Source organism: Staphylococcus sp. McC-251-APC-3A2, from assembly GCF_009695665.1.
Classification (GTDB): domain Bacteria; phylum Bacillota; class Bacilli; order Staphylococcales; family Staphylococcaceae; genus Staphylococcus; species Staphylococcus cohnii.
Genome location: NZ_VUNO01000001.1, coordinates 103,582 through 126,372, shown reverse-complemented (window position 1 = coordinate 126,372; position 22,791 = coordinate 103,582). Strand labels below are relative to the sequence as shown.

18 protein-coding genes and 1 pseudogene are annotated in these 22,791 nt (G+C 32.8%); 9 read left to right on the top strand and 10 right to left on the bottom strand.

Features of this window, described 5'->3' with window-relative positions:
• Positions 1-65: 65 nt before the first annotated feature.
• From FYJ81_RS00735 to ezrA, 4 genes are all read right to left on the bottom strand, one after another.
• The gene (locus FYJ81_RS00735; RefSeq protein WP_107383794.1) at positions 66-842 is read right to left on the bottom strand and encodes a sulfite exporter TauE/SafE family protein; all 777 of its coding nucleotides are present in this window, start codon (positions 840-842) and stop codon (positions 66-68) included.
• Between the two features lie 80 nt (positions 843-922).
• On the bottom strand, positions 923-2,146 hold the full coding sequence (thiI, locus tag FYJ81_RS00730; protein ID WP_107383795.1) for a tRNA uracil 4-sulfurtransferase ThiI: 1,224 nt from the start codon (positions 2,144-2,146) through the stop codon (positions 923-925).
• Positions 2,143-3,279, bottom strand: a complete 1,137-nt coding sequence (locus FYJ81_RS00725) for a cysteine desulfurase family protein (RefSeq protein WP_107383796.1) — start codon at positions 3,277-3,279, stop codon at positions 2,143-2,145. Before FYJ81_RS00725 ends, thiI begins: the two co-directional genes overlap by 4 nt.
• Positions 3,280-3,578: 299 nt before the next feature.
• On the bottom strand, positions 3,579-5,270 hold the full coding sequence (gene ezrA, locus FYJ81_RS00720; protein WP_107383797.1) for a septation ring formation regulator EzrA: 1,692 nt from the start codon (positions 5,268-5,270) through the stop codon (positions 3,579-3,581).
• 222 nt (positions 5,271-5,492) lie between these two features.
• Between ezrA and FYJ81_RS00715 the strand changes: the two genes are divergently transcribed.
• The 3 genes from FYJ81_RS00715 (at position 5,493) to FYJ81_RS00705 (ending at position 7,548) form a co-directional block, all read left to right on the top strand.
• Positions 5,493-5,957 (top strand): GAF domain-containing protein, encoded by a 465-nt coding sequence (locus tag FYJ81_RS00715; protein ID WP_107386425.1) that lies wholly within the window; start codon positions 5,493-5,495, stop codon positions 5,955-5,957.
• Positions 5,958-6,217: 260 nt separating this feature from the next.
• Complete coding sequence (gene rpsD / locus FYJ81_RS00710; RefSeq protein ID WP_154409214.1) at positions 6,218-6,820, top strand: 30S ribosomal protein S4; 603 nt, start codon at positions 6,218-6,220, stop codon at positions 6,818-6,820.
• A 221-nt stretch (positions 6,821-7,041) separates the two neighbouring features.
• The gene (locus FYJ81_RS00705; RefSeq protein WP_154409213.1) at positions 7,042-7,548 is read left to right on the top strand and encodes a GNAT family N-acetyltransferase; all 507 of its coding nucleotides are present in this window, start codon (positions 7,042-7,044) and stop codon (positions 7,546-7,548) included.
• Between the two features lie 318 nt (positions 7,549-7,866).
• On the opposite strand, the gene FYJ81_RS00700 is transcribed toward FYJ81_RS00705, so the two are convergent.
• Positions 7,867-8,610 (bottom strand): glycerophosphodiester phosphodiesterase, encoded by a 744-nt coding sequence (locus FYJ81_RS00700; RefSeq protein WP_107383800.1) that lies wholly within the window; start codon positions 8,608-8,610, stop codon positions 7,867-7,869.
• 78 nt (positions 8,611-8,688) lie between these two features.
• Between FYJ81_RS00700 and FYJ81_RS00695 the strand changes: the two genes are divergently transcribed.
• The 4 genes and pseudogenes from FYJ81_RS00695 to FYJ81_RS00680 all read left to right on the top strand — a co-directional run.
• Positions 8,689-9,129 carry an SACOL1771 family peroxiredoxin gene (locus FYJ81_RS00695; RefSeq protein ID WP_107383801.1) on the top strand — a complete coding sequence of 147 codons (441 nt, stop codon included), beginning with the start codon at positions 8,689-8,691 and terminating at the stop codon, positions 9,127-9,129.
• A 164-nt stretch (positions 9,130-9,293) separates the two neighbouring features.
• Positions 9,294-10,454, top strand: coding sequence for a pyridoxal-phosphate-dependent aminotransferase family protein (locus FYJ81_RS00690; RefSeq protein WP_107383802.1), 1,161 nt, complete (start codon positions 9,294-9,296; stop codon positions 10,452-10,454).
• Positions 10,447-12,063, top strand: coding sequence for a phosphoglycerate dehydrogenase (gene serA / locus FYJ81_RS00685; RefSeq protein ID WP_107383803.1), 1,617 nt, complete (start codon positions 10,447-10,449; stop codon positions 12,061-12,063). The genes FYJ81_RS00690 and serA overlap by 8 nt, the downstream gene beginning before the upstream one ends.
• Before the next feature lie 617 nt (positions 12,064-12,680).
• A pseudogene (locus tag FYJ81_RS00680) lies at positions 12,681-12,853 on the top strand (IS5/IS1182 family transposase); the annotation flags it as partial.
• 113 nt (positions 12,854-12,966) lie between these two features.
• Here the strand turns inward: FYJ81_RS00680 and FYJ81_RS00675 are convergent.
• The 3 genes from FYJ81_RS00675 to FYJ81_RS00665 form a co-directional block, all read right to left on the bottom strand.
• Positions 12,967-14,088 (bottom strand): HAD family hydrolase, encoded by a 1,122-nt coding sequence (locus FYJ81_RS00675; RefSeq protein ID WP_107384391.1) that lies wholly within the window; start codon positions 14,086-14,088, stop codon positions 12,967-12,969.
• A gap of 238 nt (positions 14,089-14,326) precedes the next feature.
• Positions 14,327-15,823 (bottom strand): N-acetylglucosamine-specific PTS transporter subunit IIBC, encoded by a 1,497-nt coding sequence (gene nagE / locus FYJ81_RS00670; protein WP_107384392.1) that lies wholly within the window; start codon positions 15,821-15,823, stop codon positions 14,327-14,329.
• A 164-nt stretch (positions 15,824-15,987) separates the two neighbouring features.
• Entirely contained in the window at positions 15,988-16,608 is a 621-nt protein-coding gene (locus FYJ81_RS00665; RefSeq protein WP_107384393.1) for a lysophospholipid acyltransferase family protein, read from the bottom strand.
• 166 nt (positions 16,609-16,774) lie between these two features.
• On the opposite strand from FYJ81_RS00665, the gene FYJ81_RS00660 reads away from it, so the two are divergent.
• A complete protein-coding gene (locus tag FYJ81_RS00660) occupies positions 16,775-18,061 on the top strand; it encodes a S1C family serine protease (RefSeq protein WP_107386440.1) in 1,287 nt (428 codons plus the stop codon).
• A gap of 280 nt (positions 18,062-18,341) precedes the next feature.
• Here FYJ81_RS00660 and tyrS read toward each other — a convergent pair whose 3' ends face one another.
• A complete protein-coding gene (gene tyrS / locus FYJ81_RS00655; protein WP_154409212.1) occupies positions 18,342-19,604 on the bottom strand; it encodes a tyrosine--tRNA ligase in 1,263 nt (420 codons plus the stop codon).
• Between the two features lie 398 nt (positions 19,605-20,002).
• Between tyrS and FYJ81_RS00650 the strand changes: the two genes are divergently transcribed.
• Positions 20,003-20,914, top strand: a complete 912-nt coding sequence (locus tag FYJ81_RS00650) for a biosynthetic peptidoglycan transglycosylase (protein ID WP_107384396.1) — start codon at positions 20,003-20,005, stop codon at positions 20,912-20,914.
• 196 nt (positions 20,915-21,110) lie between these two features.
• Here the strand turns inward: FYJ81_RS00650 and FYJ81_RS00645 are convergent, their stop codons facing one another.
• Positions 21,111-22,778, bottom strand: a complete 1,668-nt coding sequence (locus FYJ81_RS00645) for a formate--tetrahydrofolate ligase (protein ID WP_154409211.1) — start codon at positions 22,776-22,778, stop codon at positions 21,111-21,113.
• Between the last annotated feature and the right edge of the window lie 13 nt (positions 22,779-22,791).

The window sequence follows — 22,791 nt, the reverse complement described above, 5'->3', positions numbered from 1 at the left end:
TTTGTCTCAGCCACATGCGCACACCCGAATACCATTGAAGTATTACAGTTTAATTTTCAACATGATCAATTGATTAATTGCATAATATAATCGTAAGCATTTTTAATAATCAAAACAGCAGTTACTACAATAAATAAAGTTTTTACATAACTGACACCTTTTTTAATTGCGAATGTCGCCCCAACATACGATCCGCAAATCATACTTACTGCCATAATCAAACCATAAAAATAGTCAACTTGATCTAATATCATAAACAAAATTAAAGCGCCTAAGTTAGAAGCAAAATTTAATACTTTTGCATTGCCAGCAGCGCCTAAAAAATCAAAACCGAACATAAGTAGAATAAAAAGCATAAATGAGCCAGTGCCGCCACCTAAAAAACCATCATAAAATCCAATAAGCGACATAATACTTACAAATAAAATTGCTTTACCAAATGTCAATTTTGTATATGTACGTACATTGCCCCAATCTTTTTTCACCAATGTATAAATCATGACTAAGGTCAAAATAATGATAACCAGTGGTTTTAAAAGCTCGGCTGGTAGAAATGTGGCTACACTCGCGCCACAAATTGCCAAAATAAATACAAATGGAAATAACTTTCCTACTATCTTCAAATCGACATTACCCGATCTCAAAAAACGAAATGCACTTGTGAGTGAACCAAATGAACTTGCTAATTTATTTGTACCCAAAGCGACGGCTGGTGGCATACCAACAGCTAATAATGCCGGAATAGAAATTAAACCACCGCCACCTACAACAGCATCAATAAACGCTGCTAAAAACCCTAGAAGTATAATTATAAGAACGATTGAAATATCCCAATCTAGCATAATTCCATCCCCTGTCTGTTTTATTCTTATGTCTGATTAGCTAATGTTGTTTGTATGGAATTGAATATTCATAATAAAAGTTAAAATAAATCATCTGCCAGTGCTTGCGTTTCAGTATCTTTTTCACTTTGATAGTCTGGCGTAATTGTTAATGTTTCTATTTGTTCAAATGCTTCCTGTACAAGTGGTTCAAAATCATACACTGTTTCAAATTTTTCCACCTTTTCAATATCTGGCTCCGTCACAGGATTTTTAGGTGTAAAGATTGTACAACAATCTTCATATGGTTGGATAGATACGTCAAATGTGCCAATTTCTTTAGCTTTCTTCACAATGTCTTCTTTATCTAATGTTAAAAGCGGTCGTAAAATTGGTGTAGACGTCACATGATTGATAGCATACATACTCTTAAGGGTTTGACTTGCAACCTGCCCTAAATTCTCTCCATTTACTATGGCATGTCCTTCAATATCATGCACAAGCTTGTCCGCTACTCTCATCATCATTCTACGTGTTGAAGTCATCGTATAGCGCTCATGTACCACTTTGTTTATTTGTTTTTGTAAAGCAGTGAATGGCACGATATGCAATTTTATAGGACCTACATGAGCGGACATGATTCTTGTAAGTTCAATTACTTTGTCCTTAGCCTTTTCACTCGTAAATGGTGGACTATGAAAATGAATGGCTTCTACAGTAACGCCTCTTCTCATAACTTCAATACCAGCTACTGGAGAATCTATACCTCCTGATAACATAAGTAATGTCTTACCGCCTGTACCGACTGGTAATCCACCAGATCCAGCAATTACTTTATCATATACATAAATAGCGTCTAATCGAACCTCTACTTTAATCGTATGGTTCGGGTTATGTACGTCTACTGTTAGATTATCAGTAGCGTTTAGCACTGTACCACCGAGTTCTTTTTGCAATTGATATGTATCAAACGGAAAGTTTTTATCTGAACGTTTGACATCAATCTTAAATGTATCTCCATGTGCATAACCTTGTGCAAATTTTACTGCTAAATCACGTACTGCTTCTATTGTTTTATCAATTTTCAATACAGGACTAATAGAATAAATACCAAATACTTTTTCTAGTCGACGACACATTTCTTCAATATCTGCACCTTCATACAATTCAATGTACATTCTATCTCTATTGGCTTTGACGTTATATCCTTGCAGTGGCATTAATGCACGTTTGACATTCGAACGTAATTTATTAACAAACATTTTACGGTTAGCACCTTTTAAAGTCAACTCACCATATCTCACTAAAATGTGATCATAAATCATATTAACAACTCCTTCACTTCTTCATATACAAGCTTAAATTTCTCTTTAAAATCACGAATATCTTCTGCGGTAGTGTTGGCACCCATCGATATTCTAATACTGCCTTCTATTTGCTTTTTTGGAATATCCATTGCTAAAAGCACCTCGTTCAATGAAGCTTTTTTGGATGAACACGCACTTGTAGTAGAAAGCATAATATCATATTTTGAAAATGCATTTACTAAAACCTCACCTTTCACACCCGGAAAGCCAACATTCAAAATATGTGGTGATGCACCGCTAGGAGAATTAACTTTCACGCCAGTAAATTCATTTAAAAATCGTATAATTTCTTGATTGAACTCACTTAGTTTTTCATACAGTTGCGTACTTTCTTTAGCAGCGATCTTTAAAGCTTTTATGATAGCTATATCAATAGGAAGATTGACTGTGCCACTTCTAAGTCCATACTCTTGACCGCCACCATGCACAATTGGCTCAATTTGATGTAAATTACGAACAAATAAAAGACCTTGCCCTTTTAAACCATGAAATTTGTGACCACTTAAACTCAGTGTGTCAGCAGCTTCAAAATTCAAACCAATTTTACCTATTGCTTGTACTGCATCGACATGCAAATGTGCTTTAGGGTATTGATGGACTATTTTTGACACTGCTTCGACAGGTTGAATTTGTCCCATAATATTATTGACATGCATACAAGTCACGAGTGCTACTTTGTCTGACATTAACGATTCCAAATGTTCTAAATCAATTTGTCCATCCTTTGTAATATTTACATATCTTATTTCGAACCCTTCAGTTTCCAATGAACGTACTACCTCTAAAACAGAAGGATGTTCTAAAACAGAGGTAATTATGACATTTGCAAATGCCTTTTTCTTGTATGCAATTCCTTTAATTGCAATATTATTCGATTCAGTTGCTCCACTTGTAAATACAATATCAAAATCTTTTTCTAATTTAAATAGCTCTTTGATTTGATCTTTTGATTGTTGTAATAACTGCTCTGCTTGTATACCTGCTTTATGTGGGCTATTAGGATTAAAATATAACGACTCATTTACTTTTAAATAGGTATCTAATACGTCTTGTCTTGGTTTTGTTGTCGCTGCATTATCAAGATAAATCAATGTTTTCACTCCAATTGTATATCATTTTATATTTTTAAACGCTTCATATTTATATTTTATGTCAACATTTCATTTCATATTTTAAAGTTTCCCTTTTAGCATTATACTCGCTTTTATTAAAAAGAAAAGAGAGTGAAACAGAAATTGATTTTTAAAATATAATTTCTTCATCACTATCGAAATAAATTTTTGAATGACCATTAAATATTAATAATCTATTAATGCGAACATCTACGTCCAACAAATTATTCGAGGCTGGAACATAAAAATGTTCCAGCCTCAAATAAGATTACTATTATTTAGTTAATAACTTGTGATTCAATTTGTTTTGTAACGCCCGGTTCTACACTTTCAAGCGCTTGTTCAGATATTTCAATTGAGCGTTTGTAACGATTGTTTTTAAATAAACGTTCCGCTTCGTTAAGACTTTTATCAATATTTGAACTTTCTTTACGATAACGGTTCCCATATTCGATTAATTTTTCAGCATAAACTGCATTAACGAGGACATCTGTAGCTTCATCTTCAAATTTATTCATTTGTAAGACTACTTTAGATACTTTATCTTTAAGTTGTTTTACATGAATCGGTCTTACACTGAATTTTTTATTTACTTCACGTACTTCGTAGTCTATTTCATTTTTCATAATGATGAATCTTTCAGGTACACTTGGTAAATTTGACGCCAAGAGTTTTCTATAAACTTCTTCTTTTTTACTTTGTACACGCAAGATATTTTCTTCTGCTTCTGCTTCATCTTCGCGAAGTTGAATTAAATGATTTTGTAATTTTTCTTGTTTTTCATTGATAACATCAACATGTTCTGCGATATATTTCAAATTATCTTGAACTTCGCTATATCTTACAGCTGACTTTGCCATTTCTTGTAGAATTTCATCATAAACTGAAATCATACTCTGAATTTCATTTTCAAACTGTCTGACGTTTTGAACATCACTTTCATTTATATAATAATTTTCACGCACATATTCAATTTCAGTTTGTAATGTATAATTCATTTCTTTAGCTCTAAATAAATTATCTGTGATGACTTCTTTTGTTTCTTCTACTTCATTTTTTGCTTTCACTTCATGTTCGATTAATTCATACATTTCATCAAGACGATCATTGATACTATTTAATTTATCATTTGCTTCGTCTAATTCTAACCTACTAATCATCGGTTCTACGAAACTCAATTCTGTTTTAAGCGTCTGTAATGAGCTATCAATTTTGACATGGTCTAAATCATAACCTTCGACTTTCAAATCTCGACATCCATATTTTAAATCTTGGAATTGACCTGGTAATTCCTTTTGTGCTTCTCTAATTAATTCAGGAATTTCATCCATATCTTTTTTAAGATAATTCATATCTTCATTAAGTGTTTTGATGTGATCATACGCTTGGTTATAGTTGCCGTCTTCTTTTAATGTTTCGTATGTTTCCATCTCTGGAACAAAAGTTTCAATTTCTTGTTCCAATGGAGCAGCCGCTTCACCGAATTGGTGTCTATTGGCTAACACATCACGCTTCATTTCACGATAATCCACCTTACATTCTTCATATAAGTGGTCACTTTCTTTATGTAGATTTAAAATGTTTTCAATATTTGAATTAAGTTCGTTGTAGTTTTCTTCATATTTATCCATTAGTTCATGTGCTTCATCAATCTCAGTTTGAGCTTGTGAAAACTTAAATTTATCAAGTAATCCTTCCGCTTGATGAATTTTTTCTTCTACTGGCAATAAATATTGATTTTTACTATCTAATGCATTTTGTTTTAAACCGTTATAAGTCGTTTTTGTTTCCCCAGTTAAAGTTAGCTCAGATAATTGAGATAGACTTTCATCATAGGGTAATTGTTCTACTTTTGATTTACGCGTTTCAGCCTTTTCAATCATTTGGCTTTTGTTGGAACGCATATAGAATAATACACCGACAATAATCAGTATAATGACAATAATTGCTAAAATGACATACAATACCATATGTTTTCTCCTCCTATTTTATCACTATTCATTATAACGTAAGATACCTACCCATTAAAGAGAAAATGAGTGAATCACCTCAATTATTTAAAATTAATCATAAGTTCATTCTCACCTAAATCATATGTATAACGATATTTTGAAAAACTTCTAAAATCTATTGATTGATTACTATTAAAACAGTCTTTATAATAAATGAAAAGTAAAAAGTGAGGTTTTTTTATGCTAGAGGTCACTGAAACAAATTATGATTTATTACAAAAACAAGTTTCAAGTTTAATTGAAGATGAGTCAAATATGATTGCTATCCTAAGTAATGTATCAGCATTATTAAATGACTCAATAGATCAAATTAACTGGATTGGCTTTTATTTAATAGAAGATAACGAATTGATTCTCGGACCATTTCAAGGGCATCCTGCTTGTGTACATATCGCTATTGGTAAAGGGGTATGTGGTACTGCTGTGACCCAAGATAAAACACAGTTAGTAGAAGACGTTAATGCGTTTCCTGGTCATATTGCCTGCGATGCTAACAGTAAATCTGAAATTGTAGTACCGATTCATAAAGATAATAATGTAATAGGTGTTTTAGATATAGATGCACCTATCACAAACCGTTTTAATAATGAAGATAAACAAGGATTAGAAGCAATTGTAAAAATCATTGAACAACAATTAGCATAAATTGCATGCTTATCTGTCACAAACAAACAAAACGCAAAGTCGACTATTGACAGATTAATATATCATGGTATAATGTTCTTTGTGTGAATAAACGAAATTAGCAGTTGTATATTAATTGGCGCTATGTTGTTCCCAAAGTGGGCGTGCCGTGTAACCGTAGCTATGAGGCGAGGACACATAAAACAATATATCCAATTAAGCATACAACACTCTTTTTTGTTTTTTCATAACAATAAAAGAGAAAAAGGAGGAGTCAATTTATGGCTCGATTCAGAGGTTCAAACTGGAAAAAATCTCGTCGCTTAGGTATTTCTTTAAGTGGCACAGGTAAAGAATTAGAAAAACGTCCATACGCACCAGGACAACACGGTCCTAACCAACGTAAAAAAATGTCAGAGTATGGTTTACAATTACGTGAAAAACAAAAATTACGTTATTTATATGGCATGACTGAAAGACAATTCCGTAACACATTCGAAATCGCTGGTAACCAACATGGTGTACACGGTGAAAACTTCATGCAATTACTTGCTGCACGTTTAGATGCAGTTGTATATTCATTAGGTTTAGCTCGTACACGTCGTCAAGCACGTCAAATCGTTAACCACGGTCATATCGAAGTTGATGGTAAACGTGTTGACATTCCGTCATACACACTTAAACCTGGTCAAGAAGTTTCAGTACGTGAAAAATCTGCTAAATTAGATCTCATTGCTGAATCTGTTGAAATCAACAACTTTGTACCTGATTACTTAGAATTTGATGCAGACAACTTAAAAGGTAAATTCATTCGCATTCCTGAACGTAGTGAATTACCAGCTGAAATCAATGAACAACTTATCGTTGAGTACTACTCAAGATAATAAGTTTCATACTCAAACACCGACAATTTTTTGTCGGTGTTTTTTTATTTCTCCATTCTAATTCATATGCAATGAACCATTATGCTATATTAAAGCTCTTCTTCATGTTTGCCATTGCATTCACTAAATGTTAAAGAAAGATATAACATCCCCTCTGCACGCCCTTTCAATTTTACTTTTTACTTCACTTTGTTTATATTTAGTAAAAAGGAGTGTTATCATTGAAAATCAGAGCTTTAGAAGAAACAGATTTAGACTTTGTACATCATTTAAATAATGAATATTCCATTATGTCTTATTGGTTTGAAGAACCTTATCAGTCTCTAAGTGAATTACAATCACTCTACAAAAAACATCTATTAGATGAATCTGAAAGAAGATTTATTATTGAAAATGATTCTGAACGTATCGGAGTCGTTGAATTAGTAGAAATTGATTTTATACATAGCAATTGCGAAATACAAATTATCGTGGATGAAGGATATGGTGGTAAAGGATACGCCTCTCAAGCATTTAAAATGGCTATAGATTATGCCTTTTTAGTGTTAAACCTTCATAAAATATATTTATTTGTATACGTTACGAACGAAAAAGCTGTACATATTTACCAAAAACAAAACTTTAAAATTGAAGGTACCTTACAAGAACATTTCTATACACGGGGAAAATATAATGATTGCCATGTAATGGGACTTTTAAGAGATGATTGGATTAACCAACAAAAATAAACGTATAACTGTAAATGAAACTTACTTTTGTAATGTAAATAGAATCTACATTTAAACAACAAAATTATAGAAAATATTCGCTAAATAACATGCATAAGTCCCACTTCTCAATTTATTGAGTTAGTGGGACTTATCCATGAGCTTTAGCTTAACTAATCTTGAAATCTAAGTTATCTTCCCTTGTCAGACTGCATGTTAAAAAAGTTACTTCGATGTCTATACCATGTCAATTTTGATAATATATTCCAATTTAAATCTACGCATTAACAGAACGGATAAAGTGATACCTCAAACTTTTATTTAAAACTAATCATTGACTTAACAAAATAAGCGATGTGGTTTGTCAGAAATAAGGCCATCTACACCAATACGTATCAGTTTTATCGCTTGCCTTTTTTCATTAACAGTATAAGGCATTACTTTCAATCCATAGTCATGTGCCTTCTTCATAAACGCTTCCGTCACTAATGAGTAGTGTGGATTAACATAGTCAGCATATTCAGCTATTTTTTTAAAAGATGGCATTTTATACCAATATCGTTTTTTGCTAAGTAAAACACCTAATCGATAACCATAATGTTTCAGATATAGTTGTTTTATAAAATTTTGATCAAATGATTGAATGATCACTTGATTTTTATTTAATTCATATTGCTTTAATTTATCTATTAAATCTTTTTCAATGCCAGGATAGTTTTTAGGTTGTTTCATTTCTATTAATAATAACTTGGGCGATGCTTTGATTAATGTTAATACTTCATCTAATGTAGGCAATGTTTGTTTTGTATATCTTGGACTACTATTTATGCCATAATCAAATCTTCTTAAATCATTAAGTGTTTGTTCTTTAACCTTCCCACTACCATCGGATGTTCTGTCAATAGAATCATCATGTAACACAACTAACTGACCGTCCCGCGTTTTATGTAAATCTATCTCTAATATATCTGCATTGCTTTGAAGGGCAGCTTGAATTGCAATGATAGTATTTTCTGGATAATCCATTGCCAAGCCACGATGCGCAACTAACATTATGTGATGATTTTCGAATTCAAATGACATAAAAAGTGCCCTCCCCTTTCAATATAAAGTAGAATCATCTAAACTTAAGTTATCATAAAAACATTGGAGGTCAAAGCAATGGTCCAACATCAATTTAAAGTAACTACAAAATGGGCAGATGGACGTGAATCAGTCGGTAAACTATCTGGTGATGTTTTAGATGAACAAATATCTATCCCAGCAGGTTTAGGAGGAAATGGAACTGGTACGAATCCTGATGAGTTACTAGTTTCGGCAGCATCATCTTGTTATATCATTTCCCTTGCAGCTGTATTAGAACGTTCAGGTTTTACACAGATAGATATCCAACAGTCAACAATTGGATTAGCTATATTTGAAAATGCTAAATTTAAAATGGACACGATTACACATTATCCTGAAATAAAAGTGGATACAACTCAGAAAGAACAATTAAAAAAGAAACTACCAAAGTTACTAAAGATTGCAGACAATAATTGTATGATTTCAAATTCTATAAGAGGCAATGTCGACGTCAAAATAGAACCTATATTAAAATAATTTTGCAATCATTTTACGTATGACGGAATATGATTATATTAACAATGTATGCCCTTACATATTATTTGAAATTTGAATATATTTAATAATTTTAAATTTTTACACTTTTATATTTTCTGAAAATTTGCTAAACTTGACAATCATAAGCATTGGGGGAATTACACATGAAATATTATCATCCTTTGTTACTTACACCAGGACCTACACCTGTACCAGAACATATATTACACGCTACACAATTACCGATGGTCGGACATCGATCAAGTGATTTTGAAGCAATCGCAGAACAAGCCTTTAAATCACTTAAACCAATCTTTGGTTCTAAAAATGAGGTTATGATACTTACTTCAAGTGGTACAAGCGTACTTGAAGCGAGTATGCTGAATATAGCAAACCCAGATGATGACATTGTTATTATTGTTTCTGGTGCATTTGGCAATAGATTTAAACAAATTGCAGAGACTTATTACGATAATGTACATATATTCGAAGTTGAATGGGGTCAAGCAGTTAATGTTCCTGATTTTATCGACTTTTTAAAATCTTTAAACACTGATATCACAGCAGTCTTTAGCCAATATTGTGAGACTTCTACAGCTGTTTTACATCCTGTACATGAACTAGGTAAAGCATTAAGAAACTTTGATTCATCGATTTATTTTGTGGTTGATGGTGTCAGTTGTATTGGAGCCGTTGATGTAGATTTAGATCGAGATTATATCGACGTCCTTGTTTCAGGTAGTCAAAAGGCAATTATGCTTCCACCTGGTCTTGGATTTGTAGCTTATAATAATCGTGCAAAAGAACGATTTAACGAAGTAATAACGCCTAGATTTTATTTAGATTTAAATAAATATTTAAAATCATTGTCTGAACATTCAACTCCTTTCACACCTAATGTTTCTTTATTTAGAGGTGTAAACGCATACGCCGAACTAGTTAATTCAGAAGGATTAGATCAAGTGATAGATAGACACTATGCAATAAAAGATGGACTAAGACAAGCTTTAAAAGCATTAGATTTAGAGTTATTGGTCCAAGATGCTTATGCATCTCCTACTGTCACTGCGTTTATTCCAAAATCTAAAGATGAACTGAACTATATTAAAAATGAATTAAAAAATAGATTTGCCATTACGATTGCTGGTGGCCAGGGTCATTTAAAAGGTCAAATATTACGTATTGGCCATATGGGTCAAATATCGCCTTTTGATATTTTACAAGTTGTATCAGCGTTAGAAATACTATTGTCAGAATTTAGAAATGAATCTTATGTTGGTAAAGCTATCACACAATATATGGAGGTCGTAAAAGCATATGTATAAAATTTTAGTTTCAGATCCAATTTCACCAGATGGTTTAAAAAATTTAACAGATCATGGCGATTTTAATGTCGACATTCAAACTGATTTGAATGAAACAGAATTAACTGAAATCATTCCTAACTATGAGGGGCTAATTGTACGAAGCCAAACCCAAGTCACTTCTAATATCATTGCTGCTGCACCAAACTTAAAAGTCATCGCACGTGCAGGCGTTGGTGTGGATAATATTGATGTAGAAGCTGCTACTAAACATGGTGTTATCGTTATTAATGCACCTGATGGGAATACAATTTCAGCTACTGAACATTCAATGGCAATGATTTTATCCATGGCACGTAACGTCCCTCAAGCCCACCAATCATTAAAAAATGGAAAATGGGATCGTAAAGCTTATAGAGGAACTGAACTTTATAACAAAACGTTAGGTGTCATTGGTGCTGGGAGAATTGGAATTGGTGTAGCAAAACGTGCACAAAGCTTTGGTATGAATATACTTGCTTTTGATCCTTATCTGTCAGAAGACAAAGCTAAAGAACTTAATGTGACACGTGCTACAGTTGATGAAATTGCTGAACAAGCAGATTTTGTAACAGTGCATACCCCACTAACACCAAAAACAAGAGGTATAGTAGATAAAGCATTTTTTGAAAAAGCAAAATCGACCCTTCAAATTATCAATGTTGCGCGCGGAGGTATCATTGATGAAGATGCGCTTGTCGAAGCATTAGATACCAATCAAATTCAGGGCGCTGCAATTGATGTATTTGAAAGCGAACCTGCAACTGAATCACCACTTGTTGCGCATGATAAAATAATTGTCACACCCCACTTAGGTGCATCTACTGTTGAAGCACAAGAAAAAGTTGCAGTCTCCGTTGCCAATGAAATCATAGACATATTTGAACACGGTAATGTCGTTAATGCGATTAACGTACCAAAAATGTCCTTCAATGAAATTAATGATGAATTAAAGCCATATATTGAATTAAGTAAATTAACTGGCGAAGTAGGTATTCAATTATTGGAAAAAGCCCCTCGTGAGTTACAAATTAAATATAAAGGGGATATCGCACTGGATGATACAAGTTTACTTACTAGAACCCTTGTATCAGGTGTATTACGCCAAGATTTAGCGGAACGTGTCAATTTAATAAATGCCTTAGTGTTACTAAATGAGCAAGGTGTATCATATAATATAGAAAAAGATACTAAACATCGTGGATTTAGTAATTATATTGAATTAACTTTAATTAATAAAGACACACAAATTAAAATTGGTGCCACTGTACTAAATGGCTATGGCCCAAGAATCGTGCGTATTAATGAATACCCTGTTGATTTCAAACCCGAAAAACATCAACTGGTTATCAATCATAACGATAGACCAGGTATAGTAGGACGTACAGGTCAAATATTAGGTGAATACAATATCAATATCGCTTCTATGCATTTAGGACGCACAAACCAAGGTGGTAATGCGTTGATGATTTTATCAATTGATCATCCTGTTACACAAGATGTAATCGATGCTTTATATGAAATTGAAGGATTTAATTTAATAAGAAGTGTAGAATTAGATGTTGCAGTAAGCGAAAATTATAATATTTAACAATAATAAGCTGAAAGGACAACAAAATGGTTGCCTTTCAGTTTTTTTAATCAAAATACTTTTATTTCAAACTATTATTAACCGCCATATTCATGTTAATACTATTTAAGAGTCTAGGGCATAAATGCACATGCTCAAAATAATAGGACCAATCCTTAATATGGATTGGTCCTCTTTATATTTAAAATATTGTGATTTTGATCGTGCATGCTTGCATGGGAATATGGCTCGAGCCTGTAGTCTCTCGCCCATATCATTTCCGCTGGCGTCAGCACGTTGCAAAATCTCTATAAGTGATGTGTTTTAATACAATAGAAAAAGCTTCGTATTATTTAACTTATACAACTAATAGAAAGTCATATTTTTAATTAACCAAAAGATATAACTTAATATGAATACACATGATGTATTGGTCCTCTTTATATTTAAAATATTGTGATTTTGATCGTGCATGCTTGCCTGGGGATATGGCTCGAGCCTGTAGTCTCTCGCTCATATTATTTCTCCAGGCGTCAGCACATTACAAAATCGGTACAATTTATATTTTGTTATTCAAAAAAATAAGGCCTTTCGTATAATTTAATAAATCCCACTAAATTAAATTAACGAAGTGCCTTATGTATAAAAATTATTACATGACTCAACATACACTACCAATGGAAACTTCCGTTCTTATTCCCTCAAATGATATGTCACGACATGTGAATGAAATCGTTGAAACAATCTCTGAAATTGTAATCGATACATTCAAACATCATCGTGGTGCTACTCATATCATCCAAAATGTTTATATATGCGCTTTAGTACAAGTAAAACCTGTAACTCATTAATCGTAATCATCTTTATCAAGATGTGCTTATATACATTAATATTTCTTATATTCCTCAATCGTCAACGTTTGTATTATAATAAAATATCTCGAATTTCACCTACATGATTAACGATATATTCAGCATCATAACTTTCTAATTCCTCACGTGCATTTTGGCCTTTCAAACCTGTTAAAGGACCGATAAAAGTTGCGCCTATCTTTTTCGCACTTAATAAATCTGCTAATGAATCACCAACAATAAATACTTCATCTGGATTTACACGATTTTCTTGATTTGTTGCATATTTTTTATAATGTTCCAAAATATTACCATCAAGCGTTGCTAAATAGCTAAACGGGTTGGGTTTCCCTAGCGGCTTTAATTCAGGAAAATGCTCTTCTGCATTCAATACGTCACTAGCTGTTACAATATGTAAATCATCAAACAAAGATTTAATGCCTAATGTCTCAAATGGAACAATTGTCTCAGTTCGTGGTCGACCTGTTGCAATAGCTATTTGGTAACCAGCCTCTTTCAAATCTTCTAACAATTGCTTGATTTCACTAACAGGTCTAAGCACTACCTCTTGATATATATAGCCCTTTTTAAAGTCAGTGCGTTGTTGTTTCTGTTCTACTTCATTATATAATTGGTAACCTAAATACCATTCCTGATAAATTTCTTGTGCTAGCGTCCAGAATGGACTTTTCAACTCAAATAATTCAGCATCTTCTGTATTTAACTGTACTTTTGCATGTTCAATTAATGCTTGGTATATATTTTCTTTACCAGAACTTAAACCATCTAAAAATGAAAGTGGTAATTCAAAATTAAGCTCAATATTTGAAATATGATCACCGAGAAATTGTAGCGTTTGTTCACTAAAGCTTTCAGTATTCAATGCAATAGATAATTCCTCTTGAGAAAGTGATTTGCATAAATCAATGTAATGTAATGCAATAACGATAAATAACATATCCCAGTTTGAATTCAAACCTAAAGATTTTAACTTTGTTAAAATTTCATCATGGTAGAAGACAATATCTCTTATTTCAGAAATTTGCTCATCATCCAGTTCATGAAAATCTATAGACGGGTCAATACCAATATAATCTTTACTCATTAACATTTCATAAACAGTTAATGCAGATACATCAAAGCACCTTTCTTCACTTAAAAACACACCATCAACATCAAATAATACCGACTTCATCTTAGTTCCTCTCCTTTAATCAGAAAATTCTGATACTAGTATATCGTACTATTTACATGTGAAAAGAGCAATGTATTTCCAAAAGATATATATAGAAAAATATTATTAATTTCATAGAATTAATTTGAAAATAAAATCACGCTTGAAAATGAAACGATAACATGTACTTATCGATTATTTCCAAACGTGATTTTATGAATTGCTGTATCTTTATAATAAATCTTTCAAAGGATGCTATCTAATTATGATCTTCTAATTGTACTTCCATTTCGTCTGCTACTTGTTGTACTTGCGTACCAATGATAACTTGGGTGTTGTGCTTACCACTTGTTGTAACACCTACTGCACCAGCACCTTTAATCTTAGTTTCATCAATAATGCTATTATCATTGAGTTCCATACGTAAACGTGTAGCACAGTTTGTTAAAGAAGTAATATTTTCTTTGCCACCAAGACCTTCTAAAATTTGACTAGCCGTTTTTGAATACTTATTTGTCTGTAACTCCCCTTCAGACTCAGCTGAATCTGCAGTGTCACCTGTTGTAGCTTCTTCAGATGTCGGATCAGGTAGTAAGTTATCACCACGACCAGGCGTATTAAGTTTCAACCATTTTATTGTTAATCTAAATACAACATAATAAATAACAAAGAACACTACACCTTGAACCATTAACATCAGTGGATGATTTGCTACTGGATTAATCAGAGAAAGTAAAAAGTCAATTAATCCTGCACTAAATGAGAACCCTGCTGTCCAGTGGAATAGTGCTGCAATAAACAGAGATAAACCAGTTAATAGTGCATGAATGACAAATAGTATTGGTGCTACAAACATAAATGAAAATTCGATTGGCTCAGTCACACCAACGAAAAATGCTGAAATAGCTCCACCAAACATTAAGCCATAAACTCTTTTTTTCTGTTTTGTCTCAGCAGTATGATACATCGCTAGTGCTGCTGCTGGAATTCCAAACATCATTACTGGGAAGAAACCAGCCATATAGCGTCCTGTAATACCTTTAACGGCACCATCACCTGTTTGGAATTTAGCGATATCATTAATACCTGCTAAATCAAACCAGAACACTGTATTCAATGCATGGTGCAACCCGGTAGGTATTAACAAACGGTTGAAAAAGCCATATAAAAATGCGCCGCCAGGACCTAAATCTAATATCCATGTTCCAAATGCAACAATTGCTGAGTACACAATCGGCCAAACAAACAACATAATAACTGCTATAAATATACTAAAAAATGCAGTTAAAATAGGTACCAAACGTTTACCACTAAAGAACGATAACGCTGTTGGCAATTCTGTTTTACTAAATCTGTTATACGTATATGCAGCAACTAAACCAATAATCAAACCGATTAAGACGTTTTGATTATTCATTTGTTCGAACGCTTCATTTACTCCTGTTTCTTTTACACCCAATAATGGTGCTAATTTTTCAGGACTAAGCACGACGGTTGTTAAAAAGAAACCAACAGCTGCAGCAAGCGCCACTGCTCCGTCATTTTTTTTCGCCATACCTAAAGCGACCCCAATTGCAAATAATATTCCTAGTTGTTCTAGAATCGTTGAGCCTGCTGTAGAAAAGAACGCAGCTATAGTTGGCAATATACCGAGTGCTGTTAATGCATTACCAATACCAACGATAATTGCTGCTGCTGGTAACACTGCAACTGGCAACATGAGCGATCTTCCCAAACGTTGAAAGAAACTATACATAATCATTCCCCATTTCCCAATAAATTACCTAAAAAATCACCACATGTACAAAATGTCCACGTGGTGAATGAAAGCGTTTTACTTGTTGTCATTGTACAATTCCATAATAACACAAGTTCTATAAATTTCGTATATAAAATAAGATTCAAAATGAGTAAAATTAACTATTTATGTGCTGCATACGTATTTAATTCATTTTGTAATTGAATTGTTCTTTTTTCCAATTCTTTTGTTAAATATTCTAATTTTTCATTTCGTTTCATATCTTTAGGCAAGTTTTTTGTTTCGATGGGTTCACCAAATTTAATAATTGCTTTACCCGTGATTAAACCTTTGATTTTTTTGGGTCCAATATATGCCGCTGGTAAAATTGGTGCTTGAGCCATCATAGCGATTGTAACTGCGCCACGTTTCATCGGTGAGCCTTCATCATATTTCATACGATGTCCAGTTGGAAAAATACCGACTGTTTTATTTTCTTTTAATAATTTAATTGGCTTTTTCAACGTGCTTGGACCAGGATTTTCTCTGTCAACTGGAAAAGCATTAAGTGAACTTAAAAATCCACCGAACCATTTGCTATTAAACAACTCTTTTTTTGCCATATAATGAATTTGGTTTGGATAAATAGCCATACCTAGCATAATGACTTCATTGTAACTTTCGTGGGTACAAGTGACGACGTATCTATGTAATTGAGGGATGTTTTCTTTTCCTTGTACTTCTAATGATTTACATATTTTGCGTAAAATAAAATTTAATATACCGCTAACAATTCTATACATTTTTCCACCTACTTTTTTTACCTTATATTACCCTATTGATTCTATCATTTAGTGCATTAATGAACAAGATAATTTATATTTCAGTCTAAAGTTGTATAGTGATATACTAGAAAAAGTTGGACAAACCTTTCATAATAGGTTTTATAGAATAAATCGGAGGTATAATATGTCAGAATTTAACAACGATCAAAATATAAATAATAAACAACCTGACGCGCAAACATCAAATAACACTCAGACGACATTTAGTAAACGAACAAAACCAAAATTCCCTTGGTTTAAAACTGTTCTTGTTGCACTAATAGCTGGTATCATAGGTGCACTCATTGTCTTAGGTATTGGCAAATTGATGGAGAATACTGTTTTAAATGATAATGGTTCAACCGTCAAAGAAGCGAACAATAATAGTAATGCTGGTAATTCATTAGATGGCAAAAATGATAAATATGATTCTGTCAATCAAATGATTACAGATGTATCACCTGCAATTGTCGGTGTCATCAATATGCAAAAAGCCCAAAATTTAGATGATTTGCTTAAAGGGAAATCTGCTAAATCTGAAGAAGCTGGCGTGGGTTCTGGTGTGATTTATCAAAAGAATAATGGATCAGCATATATTGTTACGAATAATCACGTAATTGATGGCGCAAGCGAAATTAAAGTACAATTACATAATTCTAAACAAGTAGATGCCAAATTAATAGGTAAAGATGCACTTACTGATATTGCTGTATTAAAAATTGATGATACCAAAGGTACAAAAGCGATAGACTTTGCCAACTCCTCTAAAGTTAAAACAGGTGATAGTGTATTTGCAATGGGCAACCCACTTGGTTTAGAATTCGCAAATTCTGTAACATCAGGTATCATTTCAGCAAGTGAACGTACAATTGATACACAAACATCAGCAGGTGCGAACAAAGTAAATGTACTACAAACAGATGCAGCCATTAACCCTGGTAACTCTGGTGGTGCGTTAGTAGATTTAAATGGGAATTTAGTAGGTATAAATTCTATGAAAATAGCGAATGAACAAGTTGAAGGTATTGGTTTCGCAATACCTAGTAACGAAGTGAAAGTTACAATTAAGGAACTCGTTAAAAACGGAAAAATCGATCGCCCTTCTATCGGTATTGGTTTACTAAATTTAAGTGAAATACCAGATGAGTATAAAAAACAATTAAATACAGATAGAAAACAAGGTATATATGTAGCAAAAGTATATGCTGACAGTGGATTAAAAGAAGGCGATATTATTACAAAAATTGATGATGAAAAAGTCAAAGAAGATACAGAACTACGCTCTTATTTATATGAACATAAAAAACCAGGAGATAATGTTAATTTAACAATTGAAAGAAAAGGTAAAACACAAAGTGTTGATGTAAAATTAACAGAACAAAAGTCTAATACCAAAGACTCATCTAAAGAGGAAGCCGTCCCTTTTAATTAATAAAATGTGGTAATATGTTAAGAAAACAAGACACAAAACTTAATCTTAAAATAAAGGAGTCTGGGACATGATTGATGTCCCAGACTCCTTTATTTTGTCAGTAGATGATAAAGTCCCACTACTCAATTTATTGAGTAGTGGGACTTATGCATGAGCTTTAGCTCTACTTTTTCAATTGTAGTCTTCGCTACTAGTGGTGGGACGACGAAATCATTTTAATAAAATTAGAATTCAGTTCCACTCACCTTTTATATTTCAAATCTTACGATTAAGTATAATCTTATTTATAATTTATCATAAAGTATTTTTTCTTACCTCTACGTACAATTGTAAATGCATTATCGATTTTATCATCGTCTGACAATTCATAATTTACATCTTGTTGTCTTTCACCATTTATATAAATCGCACCATTATTTATATCTTCACGTGCTTGTCTCTTAGATGAAGATATGCCAGTTTCAACGATGGCTTCAACAAGGTTCGAAGTCGTGTGGTTTAAGTCAACTTGCGGTACATCTTTAAATCCTTCTTTTAATTCTTTAGCTGAAAGTGATTTCAAATCACCTGAAAATAAAGCTTGTGAAATTCTAATTGCATCATCTAATGCATCTTGGCCATGAATAAATCTAGTAACATTTTCAGCTAATGCTTTTTGTGCTTCTCGTAAATGTGGTGCTTCTTGCAATGATTTTTCTAAATCATTTATTTCTGCTTTACTTAAAAATGTGAAGTATTTTAAAAATTTAATAACATCTTCATCCGTTGAATTAATCCAAAATTGGTAGAATTCATAAGGGCTTGTTTTGTCAGCATCTAACCATACTGCTCCACCTTCTGTTTTACCAAATTTTTTACCATCAGATTTAACTACTAACGGTATAGTCAGACCAAATGCTTCATTTTCCCCATACATACGACGCATGAGTTCAATACCACTAGTGATATTGCCCCATTGGTCTGAACCGCCTACTTGAATTTTACAATTGTATGATTGATTAAGGTGTCCAAAATCAATTGCTTGTAAAATTGTGTAAGTAAATTCAGTAAACGAAATGCCATGTTCTAAACGCGTTTGAATAGAATCCTTGCCCAACATGTAATTTACACCGACATGTTTACCATAATCTCGTAAAAATTCAATTAATGATATTTGTCCAAGCCAATCTTTATTATTAACTAGTTTTGCACCTTTATTTGTGTCAAACTCAAAAATTTTATGCATTTGTTTACTAATACCTTGTACATTGATTTCAACTTGTTCTTCAGTTTGTAACTTTCTTTCTTCTGATTTACCAGATGGGTCGCCTATCATTCCAGTACCGCCACCAATTAACACAAGCGGTCGATGACCATGCTCTTGAAAGCGACGTAAAGTTAAGAATGGTAATAAATGACCAATGTGTAAACTATCTGCTGATGGATCGGCACCACAGTATAACGTAACTTGTTCTTTATTTAATAAATTTTCAATACCTGTTTCATCCGTTTGTTGATAAATTAAGCCTCTCCATTTTAATTCTTCAATTAATGCATTTGTCATGATATCAACCTCCTAATTAAATATTGATAAAGTTTTGAATAGGCTTTATTTGCATCGCTTCCATCATTCAAGAAAAATAATATTAGAAAATGCAAAAAAGCGCCCTTACATATTTATGTAAGGGCGCAAGTGCACGGTACCACCATACTTTAAGTCAAACAACTTTATTAATGATACGTTCATTAACTAAAACGTTTGGATAATTGCGTTATAAAGGTGTATTCATATAAAGATCAACGTTAGTTCACAGCGACCACTAACTCTCTGAAGATGATACAATATATTACTTCTCCTCTATCCAAAAACGATATCGAATTGATATTTATTATATTTAATTCTATTTTAAAAGTCAACAGTCTATCTTATGTTATAATACTGTTTAGCTAAGGAGGACCACAATGGAAAAACAGACGTTTGATACAGACATTCGTAAAAATAAACAACTTACCAGACTGGAACAGTTTGAATTTATTTATAAAAAAATCAAACACTTTTTCGTAGGTTTGTTTTTCATATTTGGCTGTACTTTACTTATTTTACTAGCAATATCTGTGCTTTATTTTCAAAATTTAACAAAAGAAGCAACGCATATGTCAGATAATGAATTAAAACATAAATTATTAAATGTGTCTGGTAATGAAGATATTGATTATAAAAGTGACAATATTTTATCAGAATATAACAATTCTATTAATACACTTATTGTTGGTCCAAAACATGTTGATAGCAATGTGATCAAAGCATTAACAGCTTCAGAAGACAGTTTGTTCTTTCGTCATAATGGTATATTACCTAAAGCAGTTTTAAGAGCAATTGGACAGGATATATTTAATTCAAGTGATGCTACTGGAGGTAGTACAATTACGCAACAACTTGTTAAAAACCAAGTTTTAACCAATAAAAAAACATATAACCGAAAAGCAAATGAACTAGTACTCTCAATGCGCGCAGAAAAAATACTGACTAAAGACGAAATTTTATATACATACTTAAATATTGTTCCCTTTGGTCGTGATTATAATGGCACAAATATTTCTGGCATTGGTTCAGCTGCTTATAGTATTTTTGGCAAACCTGCTGAGGATTTGAATATTGCTGAATCTGCTTATTTAGTTGGGTTATTACAAAGTCCATACTATTACACACCCTATAATGAAGATGGCTCTCTTAAATCTAGAGATCAAATTCAAGTCAGTTTAAATAGACAACATTATGTGTTAAAACGTATGTTAGTAGAAGATGAAATTACCCTTTATGATTATAGACGTGCAGAAAATTATGATATTAAAGCTCATTTAATGACTAAATAAAATTAATCATATACATGTTTTTAAATTTTATTAAGTTAGCAAGTCTATGCATAGAAAAACACTTTCGTATTATTCATTTTAAATGAACTCAACGAAAGTGTTTTTATTTTAGTCTCACTAATTAAGATTAGTTCTTATATGATTCGATAGAAATTGACGTTTGTATTATATCAAAGGCTCTTTTTTGTACAATTATTTAGAATAAACCTACTGCATGTCCATCATCTGTAACATCCATTTTTAATGCGGCGGGTTGTTTTGGTAATCCAGGCATTGTCATTATTGCACCAGTCAGTGCTACAATAAATCCAGCACCTGTTTTAGCTTCTAATTCCCGGATTGTAATTTCAAAACCTTCAGGTGCACCTAACAATGTAGCATCATCTGAAAATGAATATTGCGTTTTGGCCATACATACAGGGTAATGGTCCCAACCATTTTCCTTAAATTGTTTTAATTGTTTTTGAGCTTTACTACTAAATGTTACTTTGCTACCGCCGTAAATTTCTTTTACGATTGTTTCAATTTTATCTTCTAATGGTTGCTCTAGTTCATATAAATGTTTGAAATCTTGTGGTTGTTCGATTACTTCTAACACTTCGTTAGCTAAATCGATACCGCCTTTACCACCTTTTTCCCAAACTTCTGTTAAAGCTAGTCGAACACCATTTTCTTTTGCCCATTCTTGAACAAATTTAGTTTCTGCTTCTGTATCATGTATAAATGCATTTAATGCAATCACTGGTTCTAATCCATATTTTTTCACATTATTTACATGGCGTTCTAAGTTTACAATTCCTGCTTTTAATGCTTCAACGTTTTCTTCTTTAAGGTTGTCTTTTGCAACGCCACCATGCATTTTAATCGCCCGAATTGTAGCCACTACTACAACTGCTGATGGTTCAAATCCTGCTTCACGCGCTTTGATATCAATAAATTTCTCAGCACCTAAATCTGAGCCAAATCCTGCTTCTGTTACGACAATATCAGCTAATTCTCTAGCAGTTTGTGTAGCAAGAATCGAGTTACAACCATGTGCAATATTTGCAAATGGACCACCATGTACTAATGCAGGCGTTCCTTCTATCGTTTGTACTAAATTCGGTTTGATTGCGTCTTTAAGTATCATCGCTAAAGCACCTTCAACTTTTAAATCCGCAACAGTGACTGGTTTACGATCTCTTGTATAACCTACTGTAATTTTGCTGATTTTAGATTTCAAATCTTGAATGTCGTTAGCTAAACATAAAATCGCCATAATTTCTGAAGCCACTGTAATATTGAAGCCATCTTCGCGAGGTACACCTTGTGTTGGTCCGCCTAATCCTACAATCACATTTCTTAGGGCACGATCATTCATGTCTAAAACGCGTTTCCACTCAATTCTTCTTTGATCTATACCTAAGTCATTTCCTTGATGAATGTGATTATCAATAAATGCTGATAAAGCATTGTTCGCTGTAGTAATCGCATGGAAGTCACCATTAAAATGCAAGTTAATATCTTCCATTGGTAATACTTGAGCATAACCACCACCTGTCGCCCCGCCTTTAATACCAAATGTTGGTCCTAAAGCAGGTTCACGTAAAGCAACCATGACATTTTGCTTCAATTGGTTAAATGCATCTGACAATCCCACTGTAACTGTTGATTTCCCTTCACCAGCTGGTGTTGGGCTCATAGCTGTTACCAACACTACTTTCCCTTTGTTCTCTTTTTGTTTAACTTGGTTGATATCTATCTTAGCCTTATAGTGTCCATATGGTTCTAAAGCATCTGCAGGAATACCCACTTTTTCAGCAATATCTCCAATTGGTTGTAATGTTGATTGATTAGCAATATCTAAGTCTGATAAATATGCCAAATTAATTCGCCCC

Bases quoted from the DNA above. Each gene is read 5' to 3' on its own strand.
- FYJ81_RS00735 (WP_107383794.1), bottom strand. From the start codon at position 842: ATGCTAGATTGGGATATTTCAATCGTTCTTATAATTATACTTCTAGGG.
- thiI (WP_107383795.1), bottom strand. From the start codon at position 2,146: ATGATTTATGATCACATTTTAGTGAGATATGGTGAGTTGACTTTAAAA.
- ezrA (WP_107383797.1), bottom strand. From the start codon at position 5,270: ATGGTATTGTATGTCATTTTAGCAATTATTGTCATTATACTGATTATT.
- FYJ81_RS00715 (WP_107386425.1), top strand. From the start codon at position 5,493: ATGCTAGAGGTCACTGAAACAAATTATGATTTATTACAAAAACAAGTT.
- rpsD (WP_154409214.1), top strand. From the start codon at position 6,218: ATGGCTCGATTCAGAGGTTCAAACTGGAAAAAATCTCGTCGCTTAGGT.
- FYJ81_RS00700 (WP_107383800.1), bottom strand. From the start codon at position 8,610: ATGTCATTTGAATTCGAAAATCATCACATAATGTTAGTTGCGCATCGT.
- FYJ81_RS00695 (WP_107383801.1), top strand. From the start codon at position 8,689: ATGGTCCAACATCAATTTAAAGTAACTACAAAATGGGCAGATGGACGT.
- FYJ81_RS00690 (WP_107383802.1), top strand. From the start codon at position 9,294: ATGAAATATTATCATCCTTTGTTACTTACACCAGGACCTACACCTGTA.
- serA (WP_107383803.1), top strand. From the start codon at position 10,447: ATGTATAAAATTTTAGTTTCAGATCCAATTTCACCAGATGGTTTAAAA.
- FYJ81_RS00675 (WP_107384391.1), bottom strand. From the start codon at position 14,088: ATGAAGTCGGTATTATTTGATGTTGATGGTGTGTTTTTAAGTGAAGAA.
- nagE (WP_107384392.1), bottom strand. From the start codon at position 15,823: ATGTATAGTTTCTTTCAACGTTTGGGAAGATCGCTCATGTTGCCAGTT.
- FYJ81_RS00665 (WP_107384393.1), bottom strand. From the start codon at position 16,608: ATGTATAGAATTGTTAGCGGTATATTAAATTTTATTTTACGCAAAATA.
- FYJ81_RS00660 (WP_107386440.1), top strand. From the start codon at position 16,775: ATGTCAGAATTTAACAACGATCAAAATATAAATAATAAACAACCTGAC.
- tyrS (WP_154409212.1), bottom strand. From the start codon at position 19,604: ATGACAAATGCATTAATTGAAGAATTAAAATGGAGAGGCTTAATTTAT.
- FYJ81_RS00650 (WP_107384396.1), top strand. From the start codon at position 20,003: ATGGAAAAACAGACGTTTGATACAGACATTCGTAAAAATAAACAACTT.